The organism is Acinetobacter geminorum (genome assembly GCF_013009345.1).
Taxonomy (GTDB): domain Bacteria; phylum Pseudomonadota; class Gammaproteobacteria; order Pseudomonadales; family Moraxellaceae; genus Acinetobacter; species Acinetobacter geminorum.
Genome location: NZ_JABELE010000014.1, coordinates 60,203 through 78,820, shown reverse-complemented (window position 1 = coordinate 78,820; position 18,618 = coordinate 60,203). Strand labels below are relative to the sequence as shown.

The window sequence follows — 18,618 nt, the reverse complement described above, 5'->3', positions numbered from 1 at the left end:
ATGAATGTTTGCAATTAATCTAAAACCAAAAAATTAGCTGTGCTTCGTGCAATCATTTTGTTATTTTGCCAAGCTTCACTTTCGAGATTCAGTACGGTTTTGCCTTGTTTAATGAATCGGCATTTCATAATGACTTCTCCCACAGCACAGGGCCTTAAAAAATCCATCGTTAAATTGATGGTGGTAGCGGGTTTATGGCCATTGGCGAGATACGCAAAAAGTCCCATCACGTCATCAAGCATGGCGCAGATCATGCCGCCTTCAACGGTGCCGCGTGGATTAGTAAAGCTTTCTAGGGCTGTGTAATGGATAGTGAGTTCAGTATTTTGGTCATTCCAATGGATATTATGTCCGCCCAAATGGTGATGGATGGGCGGTAAGTGTTCTAAAGTTTTTTGATCCATAATGAAGGCTCCATCCTTTTTGTAGGTGTTATAAAAATTATTATTTCAGGGTATAGGCATCATAAATAACCGCTTTGCCCAAGCGCATTGCACTACCTACCGCAACGGTCTGGTTAAGCCATGAATATTTAGGTGAGCTGGTTTCAAACTGCATGGTAATTTTGAAATAGTAATTTTTCGGGTCGACATCTTTGCCTTGGGCAAGCTGTTTTAGTGTTTCTGCCGAGCCATGGCGGTAACCTTTGGTTTGAAGATAAATAAGCGCACCGTCATCGGTTTCTAACAAATATCGCGTATCAATAATGGCTAGTCCTTTACTGTCGACAATTTGCCAATCTGCACCATTATTTAAAATGCGGCCTTTAAGTGATTTGCCTTCAAATGTCCCACCTGTAATAGGAATAATTCGGCGTTTACCTGCGTCACTGGTCGTGCCTAACTCCCAAACAGGCGCATTTAGATCAACACTAAATTTTGCTAAAGGCTCAAGCTGAATAGGTGGAGGGCTATATTGCGTTTCGGCATGAGTCAGGCCAATTAAAAAAATTCCGCAGAGTAGCGTTACAACTTTCTTCATGATGAATTTCCCGAAATAAAAAGAGGTTCTATGTGTGACAGAACCTCTTGTTTTGAATTATTTAAATTTCCATGTGTAGTCGATGTTGATACGGGTTTCGTTTACAGGTTTGATGTTGGCTGTAGAGAGCATGTTGTTGTCATAAATGGCGTAGCGCGCGCGTAACCCTAAATTTTTTAACCAGCCACTTTGAACGGTGTAACCTAAATCAAAGTCTGTTTCGTGTTCTTTTAGATTGGTTCCGCCTAAGTTAGGTGCATAAATATTGTGACCTGTGGTGTAACGGGTCATAAAACGTAAACCCGGCACATAATCTTTAAAGTCATATTCATAACGGAAGCTATAGGCTTTTTCTTTTGGATTTAAAAACTCGCCTGGCCATGTGTCGATGAGTAGACCCGTTTCACCTCCCGTCAAATACGGAAAGGCGGTGTCGCCGTGATGTTGGAAGGTTCCAAAAATAAATTTATGGTTTTGATGTTTGAGTTCGAAATGCGCATGATAAAGGTCATTATCGACTAAGCCTGCTTTCGCCTGTCCGTCATCTCGGCTGCGGTAGTAACGTAATTGCGAGCTAAAGTTAGTGGTGTCATTAATTTTGTGTTGATGTAAAGCACCGACCATGGTTTGGTTATAAAGCTCATCAACATCCATATAAAAAGCGGTGAGCTTGAGTGCAGGATTAAACTGATAGTTTCCACCTAAGTAATAAAGCCCATCAGTTTCAGCACTTTTAAAGCGTCCATTTACGCCTGAAATTTTAATTTTTTCATAGTTGGTCGAATCCCGATGATTCACTTTATCGAGGTATGCTGCCTGTAAATCAAAATCTTTAATATCTTTACTAGTCAGTGAAATGCCTCGATAGGTTTGAGGAAGCAAACGAGCAGGTGAAGCTACTAAAACTGGGTTCATCGGCATTAGCGTACCAATGCGTAGCTCGGTCTGGCTCATTTTCGCTTTTGCTGTGACCCCAATTTCGCCATAAGAGTCAGCAGGTTCGTTGGTGCGGGTGTCTCTAGGTAAGTTTCCTGTACCACCATGCTCTGCATCCGCATCGAGTTTAAAGCCTGCCGTTGCAAGCATATCCAGTCCAAAACCGACAGTCCCTTCGGTATAACCTGAATTGGCTTTAAGAATAAACCCTTGTGTCCAGTCCTTGGCAGCAGGGTAAGCGGATTGCTCTTGGTAGTCGCGGTCAAAATAGAAATTTCGCGTGGTGAGTTCTACTGAACTGTTATCAATAAAACTGCCAGCCCACACTGAACCTGAGAGCATAAGGGTAGAGTACATCCATAATTTCGACATAGCATTTCTTCCTGAAATATCATTTTTTGTTTTCAACAAGGCATAATTGTTCTGTCTGCCTTGTTTGGTTTTTAAATCGAATTATTTTCCGAGCAGTTCTCGGGCGACGATTTCTTTCATAATTTCATTGGTTCCCCCATAAATTTTTTGTACCCGCGCATCCACAAAAAAGCGTGAAATCGAGTATTCCTGCATGTAGCCGTAGCCGCCGAAAAGCTGAAGTAACTGATCAATCACTTCACATTGAGTGTCGGTAATAAAGCACTTCAATGCGGCAACCTGAGTCACGCTTAACTGGTGTTGTTGATATAGCGCTGCACATTGATCTACAAAGGCTTGTGCGGCTTTTGCTTTGATTTGTGCGTTTGCTAGTACAAATCGCGTGTTTTGCATTTGGCTTAAAGGTTGTCCGAAAGCTTTACGTTCTAGTACATAGTCTTTGGTGATTTCGATGGCGCCTAAAATTGACCCCAAAGCCATCATGGAAATACTCAAACGTTCGCGAGGTAACTCTTGCATTAAATAAGCAAAACCTTGTCCTTCTTCACCCAAACGCTGAGTTGTAGGCACACAGACATCATCAAAAAATAGTTCGGCTGTATCTTGGGCATGCAGCCCGATTTTTTGCAAAGACCGACCTTTTTTAACGCCGTCTAAAGTGGCATCGACTAATAAAATTGAAATACCTTTTGCTTTGGCCTGTGGATCGGTTTTTGCTACCAGAACGATCAGGTCGGCATGCAAACCATTTGAGATAAACGTTTTTGAACCATTCACACGATATTGTTCATTTTCTAAAATGGCCTGAGTGCGTATAGCCTGTAGGTCTGAACCCGCATTGGCTTCGGTCATGGCAATTGCAGTGACGACTTCACCTGTCACCATTTTCGGTAACCAATAACGTTTTTGCTCTTCGGATCCGATATTTTGCAGATAAGGAGAGACCAGCTCATTTTGCCCGCCAATCGCAACTGCCAAAGACGCAAAGCCCGCTTGAGCAGTTTCTTGAACCAGCATGAGGGAGTAATGAACAGGAGCGCCGTAGCCGCCATATTCCTCGGGTACATCGACGCACAAAAAACCATTCTCCCCAAGACGAAGCCATAAATCACGTGGGATAAGGCCATCGTGTTCCCACTGTTCGTAATACGGGGCAACCTGTTCTTTTAAGAACCTGCGATAGCTATCCCGAAATAGTTCAAATTCTGTATCGTGTGGCATGTTGAACCTTTTTTAGGCAAAAGTGAGGCTGTAGCTCAAACCGAAATTTGAGCTTCCTTTTTTATTTCAATTGCTTATTGTTTTAAGGTGGGCACCCGAATAATCAGCGGGTTATCAGTCTGCTTTTGATAAAGCTCATCAATTAATGGTGCACGACGCTTGGTAATACTGCTTTGATTGAGGTTGCCTTTATCGGTCACTTCACCTGCATCGAGTTGAGGTGGTTCGATCATTAAATAAAGCATGGAGACTGTATTTGAGCTGCCAGTCGCATCTTTATTAAAGGTCGTTAAAAATTGGCGGAACCATTGCTGAACCTTAGGGTGTTGTAATATCTCTGTTGCAGAATGCTCACCAAGTTTAAGACCTGCATATTGAGCACACGCTTCTAATTTTGGAAAAATCAGAAAACTAACAGCATTCAGGTTTGAACCTGTAATACAAACATCTTGAATCAGTAAATTACCTTGAATGAGCACTTTGTTGCGTAGTGTGCCGACATTCACAAAAGTACCCGTATTGAGTTTAAAGTCTTCAGCAATTCGTCCGTCGTACATCAGTCCTTTGGTTGGATCATTGATGTCGACTAAACGAACGGCATCGCCTGTATGGAAAAAGCCTTCATCATCGAAAATAGTACTTTGTTGGTCCGCTTTTAAGCGCCAATAGCCTTTCATGACATGTTTGCCACGAACACAAAACTCAAGTTTGTCACCACATGGAACTAGCTTAATTTCGCATCCCGGAGCAGGGTAGCCAATAAAACCAGCCATCACACGTGGGCCAGTTGTAAAAGCACAAGAGGGAGCAGTTTCAGTCATGCCTAATCCGCTCATAATGCGAATTTTTTCTCCGCAATGTTGCTGAGCAATTTTATCGAGTCTGTTCCAGCCCGCTTCTGAAAGCGCTGCACCTGCAAAGAATAGAATTTTAACTTTGGCAAAAAAGCGGTCTCTTAATTCTTCATCTTTTTCTAACGCTTCGGTGAGTTCTTCCCAACCTTTTGGCACATTTAAATAAACTGTCGGAGAAATTTCTTTGAGATTACGAATAGTTTCGTCAAATTTTCCGGCAACGGGTTTGCCATCATCAATGTAAATCGTACCGCCGTTATAGAGTGCGATGCCGACATTGTGACTGCCGCCAAATGTGTGGTGCCAAGACAGCCAGTCGAGTAGGACAGGCGGTGTTTCTTCAAACTCAGGGAAAGTCTGCAATAGCATTTGCTGATTAACACATAACATTAAATGTGTGGTCGGTACAGCTTTAGGTAATTTGGTTGAACCTGATGTAAATAAGAATTTGGCAATCTGGTTTTCATCAAGGGTTTGGTAAAATTCTTGAACATTTGAAACTGGCGTATCTAACAGTGATTGAAAAGATGTGCAGATCTGATCGCCCACAATCCCTTTATTGGTCACCACTTCAATATCAGATGTAATACACGCTTGAATGGCTTTAGCAAAGGCTAGTCCATCGCTGGCATAGACCATACCAGGTGTGAGCACTTCAAACACATGTTTGAGTTTGCCAAAGTCTTGAGAAATCAGAGAGTAGGCAGGGGAAATAGCAGAGAAAGGCACACCCGCCAGCATGGCGCCCATAGAGAGTGTTAAATGTTCGAGATCATTACCACTTAAAATGATGAGTGGTCGTTCTTGGCTTAAATTACGGTCATGCAAAGCTTGAGCAATGTGCCATGCGCGTTGTAGAACTTCTGCATAACTCAGTTTGACCCATTCGCCTTGAGCATTGCGTTTTGCTGCAAAAATATGGTCGGGTTTGGTTTGTGCAAAATGAATTAACCGATCTGTCAGTTTTTGTGGATACGGTTTTAATTGCTCTTTTGGGCTGATATAGAGCGTGTCATCTTTATGGTGATAATGAATATCATGTTGCCCTAATTTTACGAACCGTTCGCGGTCTTGTGATTGAGTGGCATTCATTTGCATTTCTTTCACTCCATGGAAAGCGCATCACTGCGCTTTATTTTTTGCATCATGCAATTTTTATTTAATTTGTCGGTATTCGCATTAGCCTGACTAAATCGGGTAATGACGTGTTTGAGTTTGAATAGTAATCCAGCGTAGTTCGGTAAATTCGGCAACAGAGACTTTACTACCAAAACGTCCGTAACCACTCGATTTTGTTCCGCCAAATGGCATTTGAGCTTCGTCATGTACGGTTGCGCCGTTAATATGACAAATACCAGAATCAATCTGTTTAGCGACTTCTAATGCCAGCGAAATATTTTGGCTAAACACTGCCGAAGAAAGGCCGAACTCGCTGTCATTTGCCAGTGTTACACCTTCTTCAATGCTTGAAAAACGTTGAACTGTGCATACAGGTCCAAATGATTCTTCGCGGTAAAGCAGCATGTCAGGTTTAATATTGAGAACCAGTGTCGGTTGCATAGTGGTGTCTTCAATATGGATACCTAAAGGTAAGTCAGCCCCTTTGTTTTGGGCATCTTCTAGCAAATGCTGAATACGGTTTGCAGCACGGCGACTTTCTAAAACACCGAGTACATTGTCTTTTGAGGTTGGATTACCTGCCTGAATAGAGCGGGTTTTTTCAATCAGTTTTTCAATAAATTGGTCGGCAATATTGTCTTGAACCAAAACACGTTCGGTCGACATACAGATTTGACCCTGATTAAAGAATGCTCCAAAAGCAACTGCATTTACGGCTTCATTAATGTCAGCTTCATTTAAAACCACAACAGGGGCTTTCCCACCGAGTTCGAGTAAAACTGGTTTTAAATATTTGGCAGCAGTCTCGGCAATAATTTTTCCGACTTTGGTTGAGCCGGTAAAATTAATGCGTTTCACGGCTGGATGAGACACTAAGCGCTCCACGATTTGTGGTGCATCTTCGGCGGCATGCGTAATCACATTCACGACACCTTCACCCAGACCCGCTTCATGTAACACTTCACCAATGAGACGATGTGTTGCTGGGCAGGCTTCTGAGGCTTTTAACACTACCGTGTTACCACAAGCCAAAGGCATGGCAAGCGCACGTGTTGCCAAAATCACAGGAGCGTTCCAAGGTGCGATCCCTACAATCACACCGCAAGGAACTCGTACACCCATCGCAAGATTGCCAGGCACATCTGACGGAATGAGGCTTCCGTCAATTTGTGTGGTCATTGCGGCTGCCTCACGTAACATGTTGGCAGCAAGATGAACGTTAAACCCATACCATGTTGCAGTTGAACCTGTTTCTTGCATTCCAGTTTCAATGAATTGCTCGGTCTTTTGATCCATTAAATCGGCTGCTTTTAATAAGCGTAAGCGACGTTCGGTAGGCGAGAGTTTCGACCATACTTTAAAAGCTTGTTGTGCCGAATCGATTGCACGGTCTACATCTTCTAGTGTTGCGGCAGCAGCTTTACTGGCTACTGATCCATCAATTGGGCTAATACGCTCAAAAGTTGCCTGATTTGATGCATCAATAGATCGACCGTGAATAAGTAACTGTACATTTTGCATGGGTTGTGTCCTTACATTGCCATTAAAGAATCAAAAGTTAACCAGTACGTTTATAGCTCTGTAAACCCGGTTTAATTGATTTTTCATCTAAAAATTGTTTCAAACCTTCTTGGCGGCCATTTTCAGTATCTCGGTGGATACATTGATCAAGTTTGGCATATAAGTAGTCTTCGTTTTGGTCCCATGTCAGTTCACGGCAACGCTTAAAGCCATTTTTAGCGGTACGAAGAACCACAGGGTTTTTCTCAAGTAGGCAATTTGCAAGTTCAGTCACTTCTGCTTTTAATTGGGCAAGCGGTACGCTTTTATTCACAAGGCCCATGGTTTCAGCTTCTTTACCACTAAAGGTTTTACCCGTCATGATGTAATACAAAGATGCACGATGACCTACGGTATCTGCCATTGCTTTGCTTACAAGGTTACCCGGTGGGATCCCCCAGTTAATTTCAGATAAACCGAAAGTTGCTTCATCTGCTGCAATTGCTAGGTCACAAGCCACTAAAGGTGAGAAACCGCCTCCAAAGCACCAGCCGTTAACCATAGCAATAGTTGGTTTTGAATACATACGAAGAAGTTGCCACTGCCAGCGACATGAGTCGCGGCGAATACGTTCTTGGAAAATTTCAGGCTGAGTGTCGACTTCACGGAAATATTCCTTCAAATCCATACCCGCTGTCCAAGAATCACCTGCACCCGTCAACACTAAAACACGTGCATCTTGATCAAGCTCAAGAGTTTCTAGCACATCAATCATTTCGCGATTGAGTGTTGGGCTCATGGCATTTTTCTTTTCCGGACGGTTTAGGGTGACCCATGCAATTCCATCTTCAACTTTAACATCTACTGTTTCCCAGCGGTTTTCATAACTCATCTTCATACTCCTTGAATGATTTTTTGCTGTTCTGGGATTTAATTTAATATCAGTTAAGCTTACATTCAAGTCTTTTTTATAAAATTTCATAAATATTTTATAATCCATTGTATTTTAAATATTAATTAATTTTATCGATGATTTAATATAAAAATATGTTGATTTTTTAGTAAGTTTAACTGATATTTTGGTGTGTTTAAACAATAATACACAAAGGGCTAAATGGAACGACTAGTCAATAAAGGACAACACAATGGAAAAAATATCAGGACAGCCTTCAAGGGCAAAAATAACGTTGCTACTGTGCTTTGCCATAGCAATTTTTGAAGGGTTTGATCTTCAATCAATGGGGGTAGCCGCTCCACGAATGCGGGCTGAGTTTATGCTAGACAATGCCCAGATGGCGTGGGCATTTAGTGCTGCAATTTTAGGGACGTTACCAGGTGCGATATTAGGCGGTCGGTTTGCTGATATTGTAGGGCGTAAGAAAATTCTGATTTTTAGTATTTTACTTTTTGGAATTATGTCTTTGCTAACGGCTTATGCAGCTAACTTCAGTTTGCTATTACTCATTCGTTTTTGTACAGGTTTAGGAATGGGTGGGGCATTACCAATGATGATTACACTTGCCTCTGAAGCTGTACCTGACCAGCACAAAGGCACCGCAGTGAGCATTATGTATAGCGGCATTCCTTTTGGCGGATTACTCACTTCTGTGGTTGCTATGTCGTTGGCAGGCGATGCAGAGTGGCGTCATATTTTCTATATTGGTGGGATTGCACCTATTTTACTCATTCCACTGATTATGCGCTTTTTACCAGAGTCAAATGACTACCTGCAACGAAAAGTTCAAGCGCAAAAAACCACACCATTCTTTGAAGTTTTATTTGCCAAAGAACGTCGTATGTCAACCATTCAGCTTTGGATAAGCTTTTTCTGTACGCTGGTGGTACTGTATTTCTTGTTGAACTGGTTGCCATTGCTGATGGGTGCGCAAGGTCTATCAAAACTACAGGCAAACTATGTACAGATGGGCTACAACGTTGGCGGAATTTTAGGTTCAATCCTCATGGGCGTATTGCTTGATAAATTACGCATGAGCTTTGTGATTAAGCTGATTTATCTCGGCATTTTATTCTCACTGTGCTGTTTAGCAATTTCTCCAACAGTGGCTTTACTAGCACTTTCGGCAGTGGGTTGTGGCTTATTCATTGTGGGTGGACAATCGGCGTTGTATGGTCTGGCAGCCATGTATTATTCAACTGAAATGCGTGGAACTGGAGTAGGTGCAGCAGTTGCAATCGGGCGTATTGGTTCTTTTGCAGGGCCGTTAATGGCTGGTTTTTTACTCTCGCTTGGACAAAGCTCGACCATCGTGATTGGTTCAAGCATTCCAGTGATTTTAATTGCAGCGATCTCTGCATTACTTCTTGTCAAAAAACCTAAACAGCCTGTACATTTAGTACAAAGCTCAGGTGCTCGCTAAGTTTTAACGAAAGTATGGGGTAGATCCTCATACTTTCACTACAGTTTTTCTTATGATGATTGAAAGGTTATGGTACGTTCGAATTTAGTTCCAAAAAAAGTAGAAGATGAGCCTAAGTTAAGTTACATGATTGCTCGTGTTGACCGAATTATTAGTAAACATTTAACAGAACACTTAAAAGAGCTTGAAATTACCTTACCGCAATTTACTGCACTTTCTGTTTTAGCTTCAAAAAGTAATTTATCCAATGCCAAGCTTGCTGAGCGCTCTTTCATAAAGCCGCAATCTGCCAACAAAATTTTGCAAGATTTACTGGTGAATGGCTGGATTGAGAAAAAACCTGACCCAACACATGGCCGCCGTATTTTAATTACACTGACAGACAGTGGTATTGATAAGCTAAATAAATGTAATGAAGTGGTTTTGAAAGTTGAAGAAAAAATGCTTGAAGGCATTGATATTAACTTGGCTTATTTAATCCGTAATAACCTTGATATTATGGTCAATAATCTTAAAAATCTTTAATTGAATGTGGTTTGTAAATTAATTTTTTAAAATCTACAGAAATGCTTAAGCACTGATTCACACAGAAAATTTATTTCATTTTGCAAATGAACTTGCTAGCATCGAAGAGACGTTTTTGGTGATGTGTGGCAGCGAATGTCTTCAGGACAACAAGTTTTACTTAAACTAAGAAAAATGATTATTTCAGGGGAACTTGAGGGCGGTGCCAGAATTGCCGAAATTCCGACTGCCGAGTTACTTGGCGTTTCAAGGCAGCCTGTTCGTATTGCCTTTCGGTTGCTCGAGCAAGAAGGCCTCCTCATTAAAAACCCAACTCGTGGTTATACAGTTCGTGAAATTTCAGAGCAACTTGTTCATGATGCGCTCGAAGTTCGCGGTGTGCTTGAAGGGTTGGCTGCAAAAACTTTGGCAGAACAAGGCTTAAGCGAAGAACAGAAAAAGACACTGCAACATTGCATTCAAGAAACTGAAAAACTTTTTAATGAAACAGACGAGTTTGGCGATGCTGAACTGGAACGTTATCACCATTTCAACGTCATTTTTCATGACACGATTATTGAAGGTGCGCAAAACGTTGCACTCATCCAAGCCTTAGCGAAAAACAATCAATTGCCGATGGCGTCTGCCCAAGCCATTACCTATGACCAGAATCAAGCTTTGTCTGAATATCGTCGTTTGCACTATGCACATTTGCAGCATTGTTCGATTTTCGATGCGTTGGTACATCGTCAGGCAGGGCGTGCTGAAACCTTAATGCGTGAACACAGTAGTGTGGTGATTTTGGGTGAAACGCTAAGAAATGTTCTCAGCGCTTAAGGTGAAAGAAGTTCCTTTATTTCTGAATAAAGAAACTTGAGTATTAAAGCTCAATCACAAGATGTTTAGTTTTTGCACGAGAACAGCAGGGCGTAAACTGGTCATTCAATGCATGTTCCTCATCGGTCATGAACATATCTCGATGATCTGGAGTGCCTTCTACCACACGGGTAATACATGTACCACAAATACCTTGTTCACACGAAACAGGAATATCAAAACCATTTGCAATTAATGCTTCTGTTGCTGTCTGCTCTGGTAATACTTCAATTCGGCGGCCTGTACCTTTCACTTCAATGGTGAAAGCTTCATCGTTGGACGTATCTACCTTTTGAGCAACAAAATGCTCTTGATGTAACTGTTCGCTATGCCAACCCGCTTGTTCGGCCGAGCTCATGACAAACTGCATAAACCCTGTAGGTCCACATACATATAAGTGTTTATCAGGTGAAGATTGGCCCAAAGCTTCTGCCATATTACATTCGGTGTCTGGTTGGTCTTGAATGTGAAAATGAACTTGCTTACCAAAGTGCTCGGTTAAATTGCCATAGAAGGCAATCATTTCATGACTACGAACGAAGTAATGTAATTCAAAAGGAATATTGGCCGACTTAAGCCGATATGCCATCGACAAAATAGGGGTAATACCGATACCACCCGCAAATAAAACCGCTTGTTTGGTTTGAGGATGAATTTCAAATAAATTACGCGGCTCACCAATTTTTAAATGATCGCCTTCACGATATTCGGTGTGGATGCAACGTGAGCCACCGCGTGAATTGGCATCATGTAAAACGCCAATCACATAACGATGCTTTTCAGTGCAGCAGTTTGAAAGTGAATATTGACGGGTGAGGCCGTTTTTTAGGTGCACATCAATATGCGCACCTGCTTCAAAACTCGGCAGCTCCGTACCATTTGCTGCAACCAATTCAAATGCACGAATAGTCGGGGTGAGCTGATGAATTTTTTGAATAATAACGTCCATGTTCATGCTCCTTTAAATAATCCGAATGTTTGGAAACTTCTGTGCGGACGTTTCAGGAGGTGTTTTATTTTCTTCGGCAAGTAGTCGCTCAATCACCTTACGGGACTGGACACCGCCTGCGTCGATGTTGAGCATCAGTAACTTGCGATGTGGGTTGTTTAAAATATTTTGTTGTTGTTGCTCCAGCATTTCTAAATCTTCAGTAAAGATTTTGCCTTGGCCTTCGCGAATTTGATCGGTGAGTTCAGCATTGTCTGGCTGGAAGTTACGTGCCATTCCCCAGAAATACCAGTGAGAGGTTTCAGTTTCTGGTGTAATAAAATCAACCACAATTGAGGAAACTTTTTTGTCACTTGGTGCGTGATAACCACCATGTCCGGCATGCGCTACACCCACTTCAATATGCACATTGCTTGGCGCAAAGAAGTGGCAACGTTGCCAACGGTCAACGGGTACATCGTCTGCCAAGTGATTACCGCGAAGGGCCATTTGCCAAAATGGAGGTGCGATCACATTTTCCATATAGCGTTCAGTAATGACATGGTCGCCGTCAACTTTAGTGACTGGCAGGGCTTCATCAATTTCTTTTTGTCCAATACTGCTGGAGTGAACATAGGTTTCGTGGGTTAAATCCATCAGATTATCGACCATCAAGCGATAGTCACACTGAATGTGAAACAGGCCTCCGCCATAGCTCCATTCAGGATGATCTGCCCATTCTAAAGTTGGCAGTTTTGCTTCATCTGCTAAAGCTTTCTCGCCTGGCCATATCCAAATAAAACCGAATTTTTCGACAACTGCATATGATTTATTGCAAGGAAAACCATTTACACGTTGGGCTGGCATTGAAACGGTCTTTCCGTCACAGCCCATCACTAAGCCATGATAGCCACATACAAGGTTGCCATCTTCGACATAGCCAAGTGAAAGTGGGGCACCACGATGGGGACAAAAATCTTCAACGGCTGCAACTTGATTTTTTTTGCCACGATAAAAAACAATTTTTTCACCACAGATGGTGCGACCTAATGGTTTGTCTTGGATTTCTTCTGGACGGCAGGCAACATACCAAGCATTTTTAATAAACATTGTGACGACTCCTTATCACTTATTGGATCCAATTTATAATAAATAAAAATATTGGTCAATTGATAAGCAGTATATTTTTTAAAAAATATTGATCTTTTTATTTGATTGTTTTGTAGATTTTTAATTGCTATTAAAGACTTTTGTATTTACTTTGAATTTTAGAGTGAAATTTTTTATTCATCTTAATTTGGATCCATAATGACTGTGGTTAAGCCATTATGGGAGTGTGGAAATTTAGAAATTAACCGTGTAGTGAAGCATCATGCGCTGTTCATCCAGACTTTTGCCATGTTTGGTGTCGTAGTTAATATTTAAGAAAAGAAACTTAAGATTTTTAATCCAAGCATTGAGATCATACTGAATCAACACATCACTTTCTTGTTCAAAGTCATTTTGATTCATTGTTTGAAATGAATCGCCATAAATATATTTGTAGGTCACTTTTAGACCCTTGATATAGTCTTTAAAGTCATACGAGGCAACGAAATGATAAGATTTTTCATCTGCTTTGGTAAACGCGCCTAAGGTCCAGTTCACCATGTGCGGGATGGGCATATTGTCGAGTTTTGGAATACCATCTTTGCCAAAGTTTTCTTGATAGCCAATTCCAGTTGTAAAGTTTCCATGTTTAATGAAATGCATGGCCCCTATAGATGTATTGTCATATTCGCCAAGCTTTGATTTGCCGACATCGTCGTGGCGAAACACACGTAATTTTGTGGTGTGCAGCTTCGTCCATTGATAATCAAAAGCAAAGTAACTTTGATTGATGAGATCTGTTAAGTAACCATTATAAAATTTCCAGTGGTACCGAGGTGTATTGCCGTCCCATTGAAAGAAATAGAGTCCGTCAGATTCATGTTTTGATATGGCGAGTTTGTGATAGTCCTCCTCATTTTTTGGTGAATAACGGTTAATCAAACCCAGCTCGAAATTTTGTTGCGGTGTCTTATATTTTAATTCTAAGCCTTTATAGTTCACCCGTAATTGATGTGTGTCTACTTGTGGCGTAAGTGGTGAATTGGGAGTGATTTCACCTACATTCATGTGAAAGTTTTGATATTCAACTCCAGCACCTAAGCCATATTTAACTTGGTCTTGTGCTTGTTTCTTGGTGTTAGGGTCAAAGGGTATGACCATATCATTGGTGTGTTGGTCGCTACTTAGGCGATATGCATATTGGATGCTTGGATTGAGGTGGAGTTGAACCTCATTAAGCTTGGTGGTCCAGTCACCACGATAAATCAAGCCTTGACTCAAGCTATTAGTATCGGGGCTAGTACCATTTTCATATTGTCTGTCGAAGTTGAATGTTTTTAGTGTGAGTGTATTTTGAAAATTAACATCGACTGCACTATGAGCTAAACAGCAGGCAAGGGTCGTCCCTGAGAAGAAAATCCCATAAATAAAAATATGCTTCATTTTTAAATCCGTTTAAAAGCGTTTTACTGTTCTAAATCCGACATGGCTAGTTGCAAGGTCGAGTTCCTGTGGATGCCTCGCGGCAGCGCGATAACGTGCGCAATAATTGGTTGCGCATAAATAAGATCCACCTTTAATCGTATATTGCAAAATCTGTTCGTGACTTTGCCGATATTTCGATGGATCTCCCATATGGTGATCTCGTGGGCCTGTATAGGGTGTTTGCGTCCATTCCCATACATTGCCAATCAAGTCATATAGCCCAAATGGGTTTTTGCTAAAACAACCAACAGGGGCCACATCCTTAAAGCCATCTTCCTGAATGTTTTTATAAGGAAATTCGCCTTGCCAGAAATTGGCTACAATATGGCCTTCGTGGGTCGGGCCAATATCGGAATTTTGCTGAAAACCTTTGGCTGCATATTCCCACTCAAGCTCAGTCGGTAAGTCATGACCTAGCCAGTTTGCATAAGCGTAGGCATCATTCCATGTCACCATACGAACAGGCTCATGAGGCGCGGGTTGTTTAGGGTTGTTTAAGCCCCATGGATGTTTCCAATTGGCCCCTTTTTCAAATTTCCACCATTGTAATTCTTCAACTGGATGATCTGGTTGTAGAAACATAGCTGCGCCGCCTTGCTTCTCTGCATCGGTGACATAACCCGTTTGTTTAACAAACTCTTGAAATTGAGCATTGGTGACTTCAGTCGCATCAATTAAAAAAGCGGGAACTGAAGTTGCCTGTAAGTTTAATGGGCGTTCATCTTCATAACCTTGTGTGGTGCCTAAAACAATTTTTCCTTGCGGAAGCTTGACCATGCCTGCTTCTTTATTTTTAGGCCAACCCGAAGGAAGGCCCGAATAAGAATTACATTTAGCTTTGCTGCCTAAGTCGGGCAAGGTGGTCTGTTCTAGTTGAGGCGTGGTTTTTTGGCATGCACAAAGTAAGAGGAACGATGAAAGCATCATGATCTGTTTCATCTGGTTTTCTCTACTTTTTGTTGTATTGCTCAAAATCCACAACACCATTTTCGTCTGCATATCTTAAATATTTATCATTTAAGACTTTGGCGATCTCAGGATGGGCTGCATAAACATTATGTTGTTCATTAAAATCTGTTTTTAAATTGTAGAGTTCCCAGCTATGGCTCTTAAATTTAGAAGGTGAGTTTTCAACAAGTTTCCATTCGTCAGTTTTAGCGTAGCGGCTGCCATGTAGTTCTTTAAAGTCATAATAATTAACAGGACGAATACGGGCAGTATTATCTTTAAACGCAGGGATCAGACTAAAACCAGATGGTTTGATTTTGGTACTAGTTGCTGGATAAATTTGACTATTTTGAATGCCTGCTAGCTCCATAACAGTTGGGAATATATCTCTGACTGTCGCAAAGTTATTGTTAATTCCATGTTGTTTAGAAATCTGAACAGGTGATTTAACAATAAATGGGACTCGTACTCCGCCTTCTGAAGCAGCTGACTTCCAGTGGGTAAATGGTGTGCTGCTCACTTCGGCCCAGCGTGGTCCCATGTATAGATATGAGCTGGCGTTGCCTATATTTTCATAGCGATTGTCAGCATCACCCATTGGGAAATTATGATCACCACCTTCAGCGCCGTTATCTGACATAAACACAATCAAAGTATTGTCATATAAATGATGCTTTTTAAGATATTGAATGACATCGCCCACACGGTCGTCTAATTGGGTAACCATGCCCGCATAAACTTCCATTTTACGCGCTTCATATTTGCGCTCTTGTGGGGTGAGTTCATTCCAGCTTTTTGTGCCTAAAGCTTGGTTACCACGCTCGACTGGGTATTCTGCATTTTCAGGAATTAATCCTAATTGCTTTTGTCTCTCAAAGCGTTGTTTACGAATTGCATCGTAGCCTTGATCGTATTTACCTTTATATAGGTCTCTATAATGAGCAGGTGCTTGTAGCGGCCAGTGTGGAGCGGTATAGGCTAGGTAGGCAAAAAATGGTTTTTGCGCTTTATTTTTGTCTAAATATTCAAAAGCTTTTTGTGTAAAAAAGTCGGTCGAGTAGTAGTTGTCAGGCAAAGTGGTCTTTTGACCATTTTCAGTATATTGAGTGTTGCGTGGATAGTTTTTGGGTTGGTCTTTAAAATGTAAATCGAAGCCATCGAGCAGAGCAAAAGATTGATCAAAACCACGGGCTTTAGGGTTTTGTTCGGGAGCATAGCCTAAGTGCCATTTACCAACCATGAAGGTGTAATAATCTTTTGTCTTTAAAATCTCTGCGAGTGTGTAAGCATTTTGCGTTAAATGACCTGAATAGCCATCAATTTTGAGGAGTGCACGCGGGCTATCGGCTCCAACTAATTTTTCTTGTCGTTTTGAAGTTTCATACATGGCACCTAAACCTACCAAGTGGTTATCGGCACCTGTCATAAGCTGTGCACGAGTAGGTGAGCACATTGATGAAGCATGAAAATTAAAAAGCATTTTTCCTTGCTTTAATAGACTATCAATATGAGGAGTTTTAATTTCGCCACCATAAGCACCAATATCTGAAAATCCAAGATCATCGGCCAAAATAATCATGATATTCGGTGGTTGTTGATTTTTTGGAGGTGCTGCTTGCGCTGTGTAAAACAATTGGCTGGCAAAAAAAAGTCCCAATGTAAGCTGGCTTACTCTTTTGAGTTTCATAACAACAATCCTTTGATGTTTTAAAAATGCATCTTGCATTTCCTGGAAATAAACTGAGCTTTTTTTGGCTAAAAAATGCTCTGGAATCGATCATAATAGATTTTTTAATATGGATCCATAAAAATATTCAAGCATCCTAATTTTATGGTTTTAATAATTTTATACTTATATAATTTATGTGTTTATATACTTTTTGATAATCTGTTTATAATTTTAGTTGATTTTTTGGATCCAAATATTCAGTATAGAAAAAGAGCAGGATGCTCAAAAAACAAATATTCCTCTAGGTCATTATGGATACGGATGTGCATACCACCCAATCGCTCATATCAGCAATGTCGTGTGTATGTCTTATCCAAGGGAGATACACAAATGGAAAGAGACGTTCTAAGTGAGATCAATCAAAACAATATGAGCCGCTATCAATGGTTCGTCATTTTGATCTGTATTTGTCTCAATATTATTGATGGCTTTGACGTGATGGTAATGGCATTTACTGCTCCATCCGTGTCAGCAGAATGGTCACTTTCAGGCGCACAAATTGGCTTGTTGTTAAGTGCTGGCCTTTTTGGAATGGCTGCTGGTTCAATTTTTCTCGCGCCTTTAGCCGATAAAATCGGTCGCCGTTTACTCATCTTAGTTTGTCTTGTAATTGCAGGTCTTAGCATGCTGGGCTGTGCTTTTGTACAAAGCCACGGCATGTTAGCTGCACTTCGGTTTATTACCGGAATTGGGGTGGGGGGCATCCTTGCGAGTAGTAATGTATTGGCAAGTGAATATGCCAATGCTCGCTGGCGTAGTCTCGCAGTGAGCTTAATGTCTACAGGTTATGGAATTGGTGCGACACTGGGCGGGGTACTATCACTGGCATTGATTGAGCATTTAGGTTGGCGCTCAATCTTTTTAGCAGGAGGGGTTACTACCATTGCAATGCTGCTAATCAGCGCATGGTTATTACCTGAATCTTTAGATTACTTACTCGCGAAGCGACCAAAACAGGCACTAGAACGAATTAATGCAACTGTAAATCGTATGGGGCTAAACGAATTACCAGTTATGCCGCGTTATGAAAAGATCAGCACGCAAAATAGCAGTGAACTGGGCAAATTATTTGCTGGACAACTTGGATTTCAAACACTTTGTTTGTGGTTTGCATTCTTTTTAGTGATGTTTGGCTTTTACTTTGTCATGAGCTGGACACCAAAAATTCTAATTTCAATGGGAATGTCACCAGAGCAAGGTGTAAGTACCGGTATTTTAATTAGTATTGGTGGGATTTTCGGGGCAGCCATTATTGGTTTATTGGCATCACGTATGAAAATCTTCTATGCCTTAAGCCTGTTTTTAGGACTAACCTCGGCATGTGTTTTCCTATTTGTCGCTGTCTCATCTCAAGTCAGCATTGCACTCATGGTGGGGTTATTACTTGGCACACTCATTAATGGCTGTGTGGCAGGTTTATATTCTATTTCTCCAACAATTTATGATGCTGAAATCCGTAGTCGTGGCGTGGGCTATGCAATTGGTTTTGGACGAATTGGGGCAATTTTATCGCCAACGGTTGCAGGCATCTTCCTGGATAAAGGTATAGCACCCGCAACGCTTTATGCCTATTACGGTGTGGTGTTTATTTTGGCTATTTTCCTGATTTTAAGTTTGGGTAGTGCTTTTTACCGAAGTAAGAAAGAGCAGAACTACTCGCTTAAAACAGCACCTTAATCCATTAAAAATTAAAGAGTT

General features: G+C 41.3%; 16 protein-coding genes. 4 read left to right on the top strand and 12 right to left on the bottom strand.

Annotation, left to right across the window (positions count from 1 at the left end; translation table 11 throughout):
- Positions 1 to 14: 14 nt before the first annotated feature.
- The 7 genes from HJG58_RS14125 to HJG58_RS14095 form a co-directional block, all read right to left on the bottom strand.
- Entirely contained in the window at positions 15 to 404 is a 390-nt protein-coding gene (locus HJG58_RS14125; RefSeq protein WP_170249384.1) for a PaaI family thioesterase, read from the bottom strand.
- Positions 405 to 444: 40 nt separating this feature from the next.
- Entirely contained in the window at positions 445 to 981 is a 537-nt protein-coding gene (locus tag HJG58_RS14120) for a DUF3237 domain-containing protein (RefSeq protein ID WP_170249382.1), read from the bottom strand.
- A 57-nt stretch (positions 982 to 1,038) separates the two neighbouring features.
- Entirely contained in the window at positions 1,039 to 2,289 is a 1,251-nt protein-coding gene (locus HJG58_RS14115) for an OprD family porin (RefSeq protein ID WP_216076579.1), read from the bottom strand.
- An 81-nt stretch (positions 2,290 to 2,370) separates the two neighbouring features.
- Positions 2,371 to 3,510: an acyl-CoA dehydrogenase family protein gene (locus HJG58_RS14110; protein ID WP_170249380.1), complete on the bottom strand. Its 1,140-nt coding sequence runs from the start codon at positions 3,508 to 3,510 to the stop codon at positions 2,371 to 2,373.
- A 74-nt stretch (positions 3,511 to 3,584) separates the two neighbouring features.
- Positions 3,585 to 5,471, bottom strand: coding sequence for a feruloyl-CoA synthase (locus HJG58_RS14105; protein ID WP_170249379.1), 1,887 nt, complete (start codon positions 5,469 to 5,471; stop codon positions 3,585 to 3,587).
- 81 nt (positions 5,472 to 5,552) lie between these two features.
- A complete protein-coding gene (locus tag HJG58_RS14100; RefSeq protein WP_170249378.1) occupies positions 5,553 to 7,004 on the bottom strand; it encodes an aldehyde dehydrogenase in 1,452 nt (483 codons plus the stop codon).
- A 37-nt stretch (positions 7,005 to 7,041) separates the two neighbouring features.
- Positions 7,042 to 7,881 (bottom strand): p-hydroxycinnamoyl CoA hydratase/lyase, encoded by an 840-nt coding sequence (locus tag HJG58_RS14095; protein WP_169538806.1) that lies wholly within the window; start codon positions 7,879 to 7,881, stop codon positions 7,042 to 7,044.
- Between the two features lie 247 nt (positions 7,882 to 8,128).
- On the opposite strand from HJG58_RS14095, the gene mhpT reads away from it, so the two are divergent.
- The 3 genes from mhpT (at position 8,129) to HJG58_RS14080 (ending at position 10,702) form a co-directional block, all read left to right on the top strand.
- A complete protein-coding gene (gene mhpT / locus HJG58_RS14090; RefSeq protein ID WP_170249377.1) occupies positions 8,129 to 9,361 on the top strand; it encodes a 3-(3-hydroxy-phenyl)propionate transporter MhpT in 1,233 nt (410 codons plus the stop codon).
- A 69-nt stretch (positions 9,362 to 9,430) separates the two neighbouring features.
- A complete protein-coding gene (locus HJG58_RS14085; protein WP_017386391.1) occupies positions 9,431 to 9,886 on the top strand; it encodes a MarR family winged helix-turn-helix transcriptional regulator in 456 nt (151 codons plus the stop codon).
- Between the two features lie 123 nt (positions 9,887 to 10,009).
- Positions 10,010 to 10,702: a GntR family transcriptional regulator gene (locus tag HJG58_RS14080; RefSeq protein ID WP_005802836.1), complete on the top strand. Its 693-nt coding sequence runs from the start codon at positions 10,010 to 10,012 to the stop codon at positions 10,700 to 10,702.
- A 43-nt stretch (positions 10,703 to 10,745) separates the two neighbouring features.
- Here HJG58_RS14080 and HJG58_RS14075 read toward each other — a convergent pair whose 3' ends face one another.
- From HJG58_RS14075 to HJG58_RS14055, 5 genes are all read right to left on the bottom strand, one after another.
- On the bottom strand, positions 10,746 to 11,690 hold the full coding sequence (locus HJG58_RS14075; protein ID WP_170249376.1) for a PDR/VanB family oxidoreductase: 945 nt from the start codon (positions 11,688 to 11,690) through the stop codon (positions 10,746 to 10,748).
- Positions 11,691 to 11,702: 12 nt separating this feature from the next.
- Complete coding sequence (locus HJG58_RS14070; protein WP_170249375.1) at positions 11,703 to 12,779, bottom strand: aromatic ring-hydroxylating dioxygenase subunit alpha; 1,077 nt, start codon at positions 12,777 to 12,779, stop codon at positions 11,703 to 11,705.
- Positions 12,780 to 13,013: 234 nt separating this feature from the next.
- Positions 13,014 to 14,201, bottom strand: a complete 1,188-nt coding sequence (locus tag HJG58_RS14065; protein WP_170249373.1) for an OprD family outer membrane porin — start codon at positions 14,199 to 14,201, stop codon at positions 13,014 to 13,016.
- Between the two features lie 12 nt (positions 14,202 to 14,213).
- On the bottom strand, positions 14,214 to 15,167 hold the full coding sequence (locus HJG58_RS14060) for a formylglycine-generating enzyme family protein (RefSeq protein ID WP_170249429.1): 954 nt from the start codon (positions 15,165 to 15,167) through the stop codon (positions 14,214 to 14,216).
- Positions 15,168 to 15,192: 25 nt separating this feature from the next.
- On the bottom strand, positions 15,193 to 16,878 hold the full coding sequence (locus tag HJG58_RS14055; protein WP_170249371.1) for an arylsulfatase: 1,686 nt from the start codon (positions 16,876 to 16,878) through the stop codon (positions 15,193 to 15,195).
- 372 nt (positions 16,879 to 17,250) lie between these two features.
- Here HJG58_RS14055 and HJG58_RS14050 point away from each other — a divergent pair, with 372 nt between their 5' ends.
- Positions 17,251 to 18,597: an MFS transporter gene (locus HJG58_RS14050; RefSeq protein WP_170249369.1), complete on the top strand. Its 1,347-nt coding sequence runs from the start codon at positions 17,251 to 17,253 to the stop codon at positions 18,595 to 18,597.
- Positions 18,598 to 18,618: the final 21 nt, after the last annotated feature.

What these genes read in the sequence shown, in the direction of transcription:
- HJG58_RS14125 (WP_170249384.1), bottom strand. Translation starts at nt 404, where the DNA reads ATGGATCAAAAAACTTTAGAACACTTACCGCCCATCCATCACCATTTG.
- HJG58_RS14120 (WP_170249382.1), bottom strand. Translation starts at nt 981, where the DNA reads ATGAAGAAAGTTGTAACGCTACTCTGCGGAATTTTTTTAATTGGCCTG.
- HJG58_RS14115 (WP_216076579.1), bottom strand. Translation starts at nt 2,289, where the DNA reads ATGTCGAAATTATGGATGTACTCTACCCTTATGCTCTCAGGTTCAGTG.
- HJG58_RS14110 (WP_170249380.1), bottom strand. Translation starts at nt 3,510, where the DNA reads ATGCCACACGATACAGAATTTGAACTATTTCGGGATAGCTATCGCAGG.
- HJG58_RS14100 (WP_170249378.1), bottom strand. Translation starts at nt 7,004, where the DNA reads ATGCAAAATGTACAGTTACTTATTCACGGTCGATCTATTGATGCATCA.
- HJG58_RS14095 (WP_169538806.1), bottom strand. Translation starts at nt 7,881, where the DNA reads ATGAAGATGAGTTATGAAAACCGCTGGGAAACAGTAGATGTTAAAGTT.
- mhpT (WP_170249377.1), top strand. Translation starts at nt 8,129, where the DNA reads ATGGAAAAAATATCAGGACAGCCTTCAAGGGCAAAAATAACGTTGCTA.
- HJG58_RS14085 (WP_017386391.1), top strand. Translation starts at nt 9,431, where the DNA reads ATGGTACGTTCGAATTTAGTTCCAAAAAAAGTAGAAGATGAGCCTAAG.
- HJG58_RS14075 (WP_170249376.1), bottom strand. Translation starts at nt 11,690, where the DNA reads ATGGACGTTATTATTCAAAAAATTCATCAGCTCACCCCGACTATTCGT.
- HJG58_RS14070 (WP_170249375.1), bottom strand. Translation starts at nt 12,779, where the DNA reads ATGTTTATTAAAAATGCTTGGTATGTTGCCTGCCGTCCAGAAGAAATC.
- HJG58_RS14065 (WP_170249373.1), bottom strand. Translation starts at nt 14,201, where the DNA reads ATGAAGCATATTTTTATTTATGGGATTTTCTTCTCAGGGACGACCCTT.
- HJG58_RS14060 (WP_170249429.1), bottom strand. Translation starts at nt 15,167, where the DNA reads ATGCTTTCATCGTTCCTCTTACTTTGTGCATGCCAAAAAACCACGCCT.
- HJG58_RS14055 (WP_170249371.1), bottom strand. Translation starts at nt 16,878, where the DNA reads ATGAAACTCAAAAGAGTAAGCCAGCTTACATTGGGACTTTTTTTTGCC.
- HJG58_RS14050 (WP_170249369.1), top strand. Translation starts at nt 17,251, where the DNA reads ATGGAAAGAGACGTTCTAAGTGAGATCAATCAAAACAATATGAGCCGC.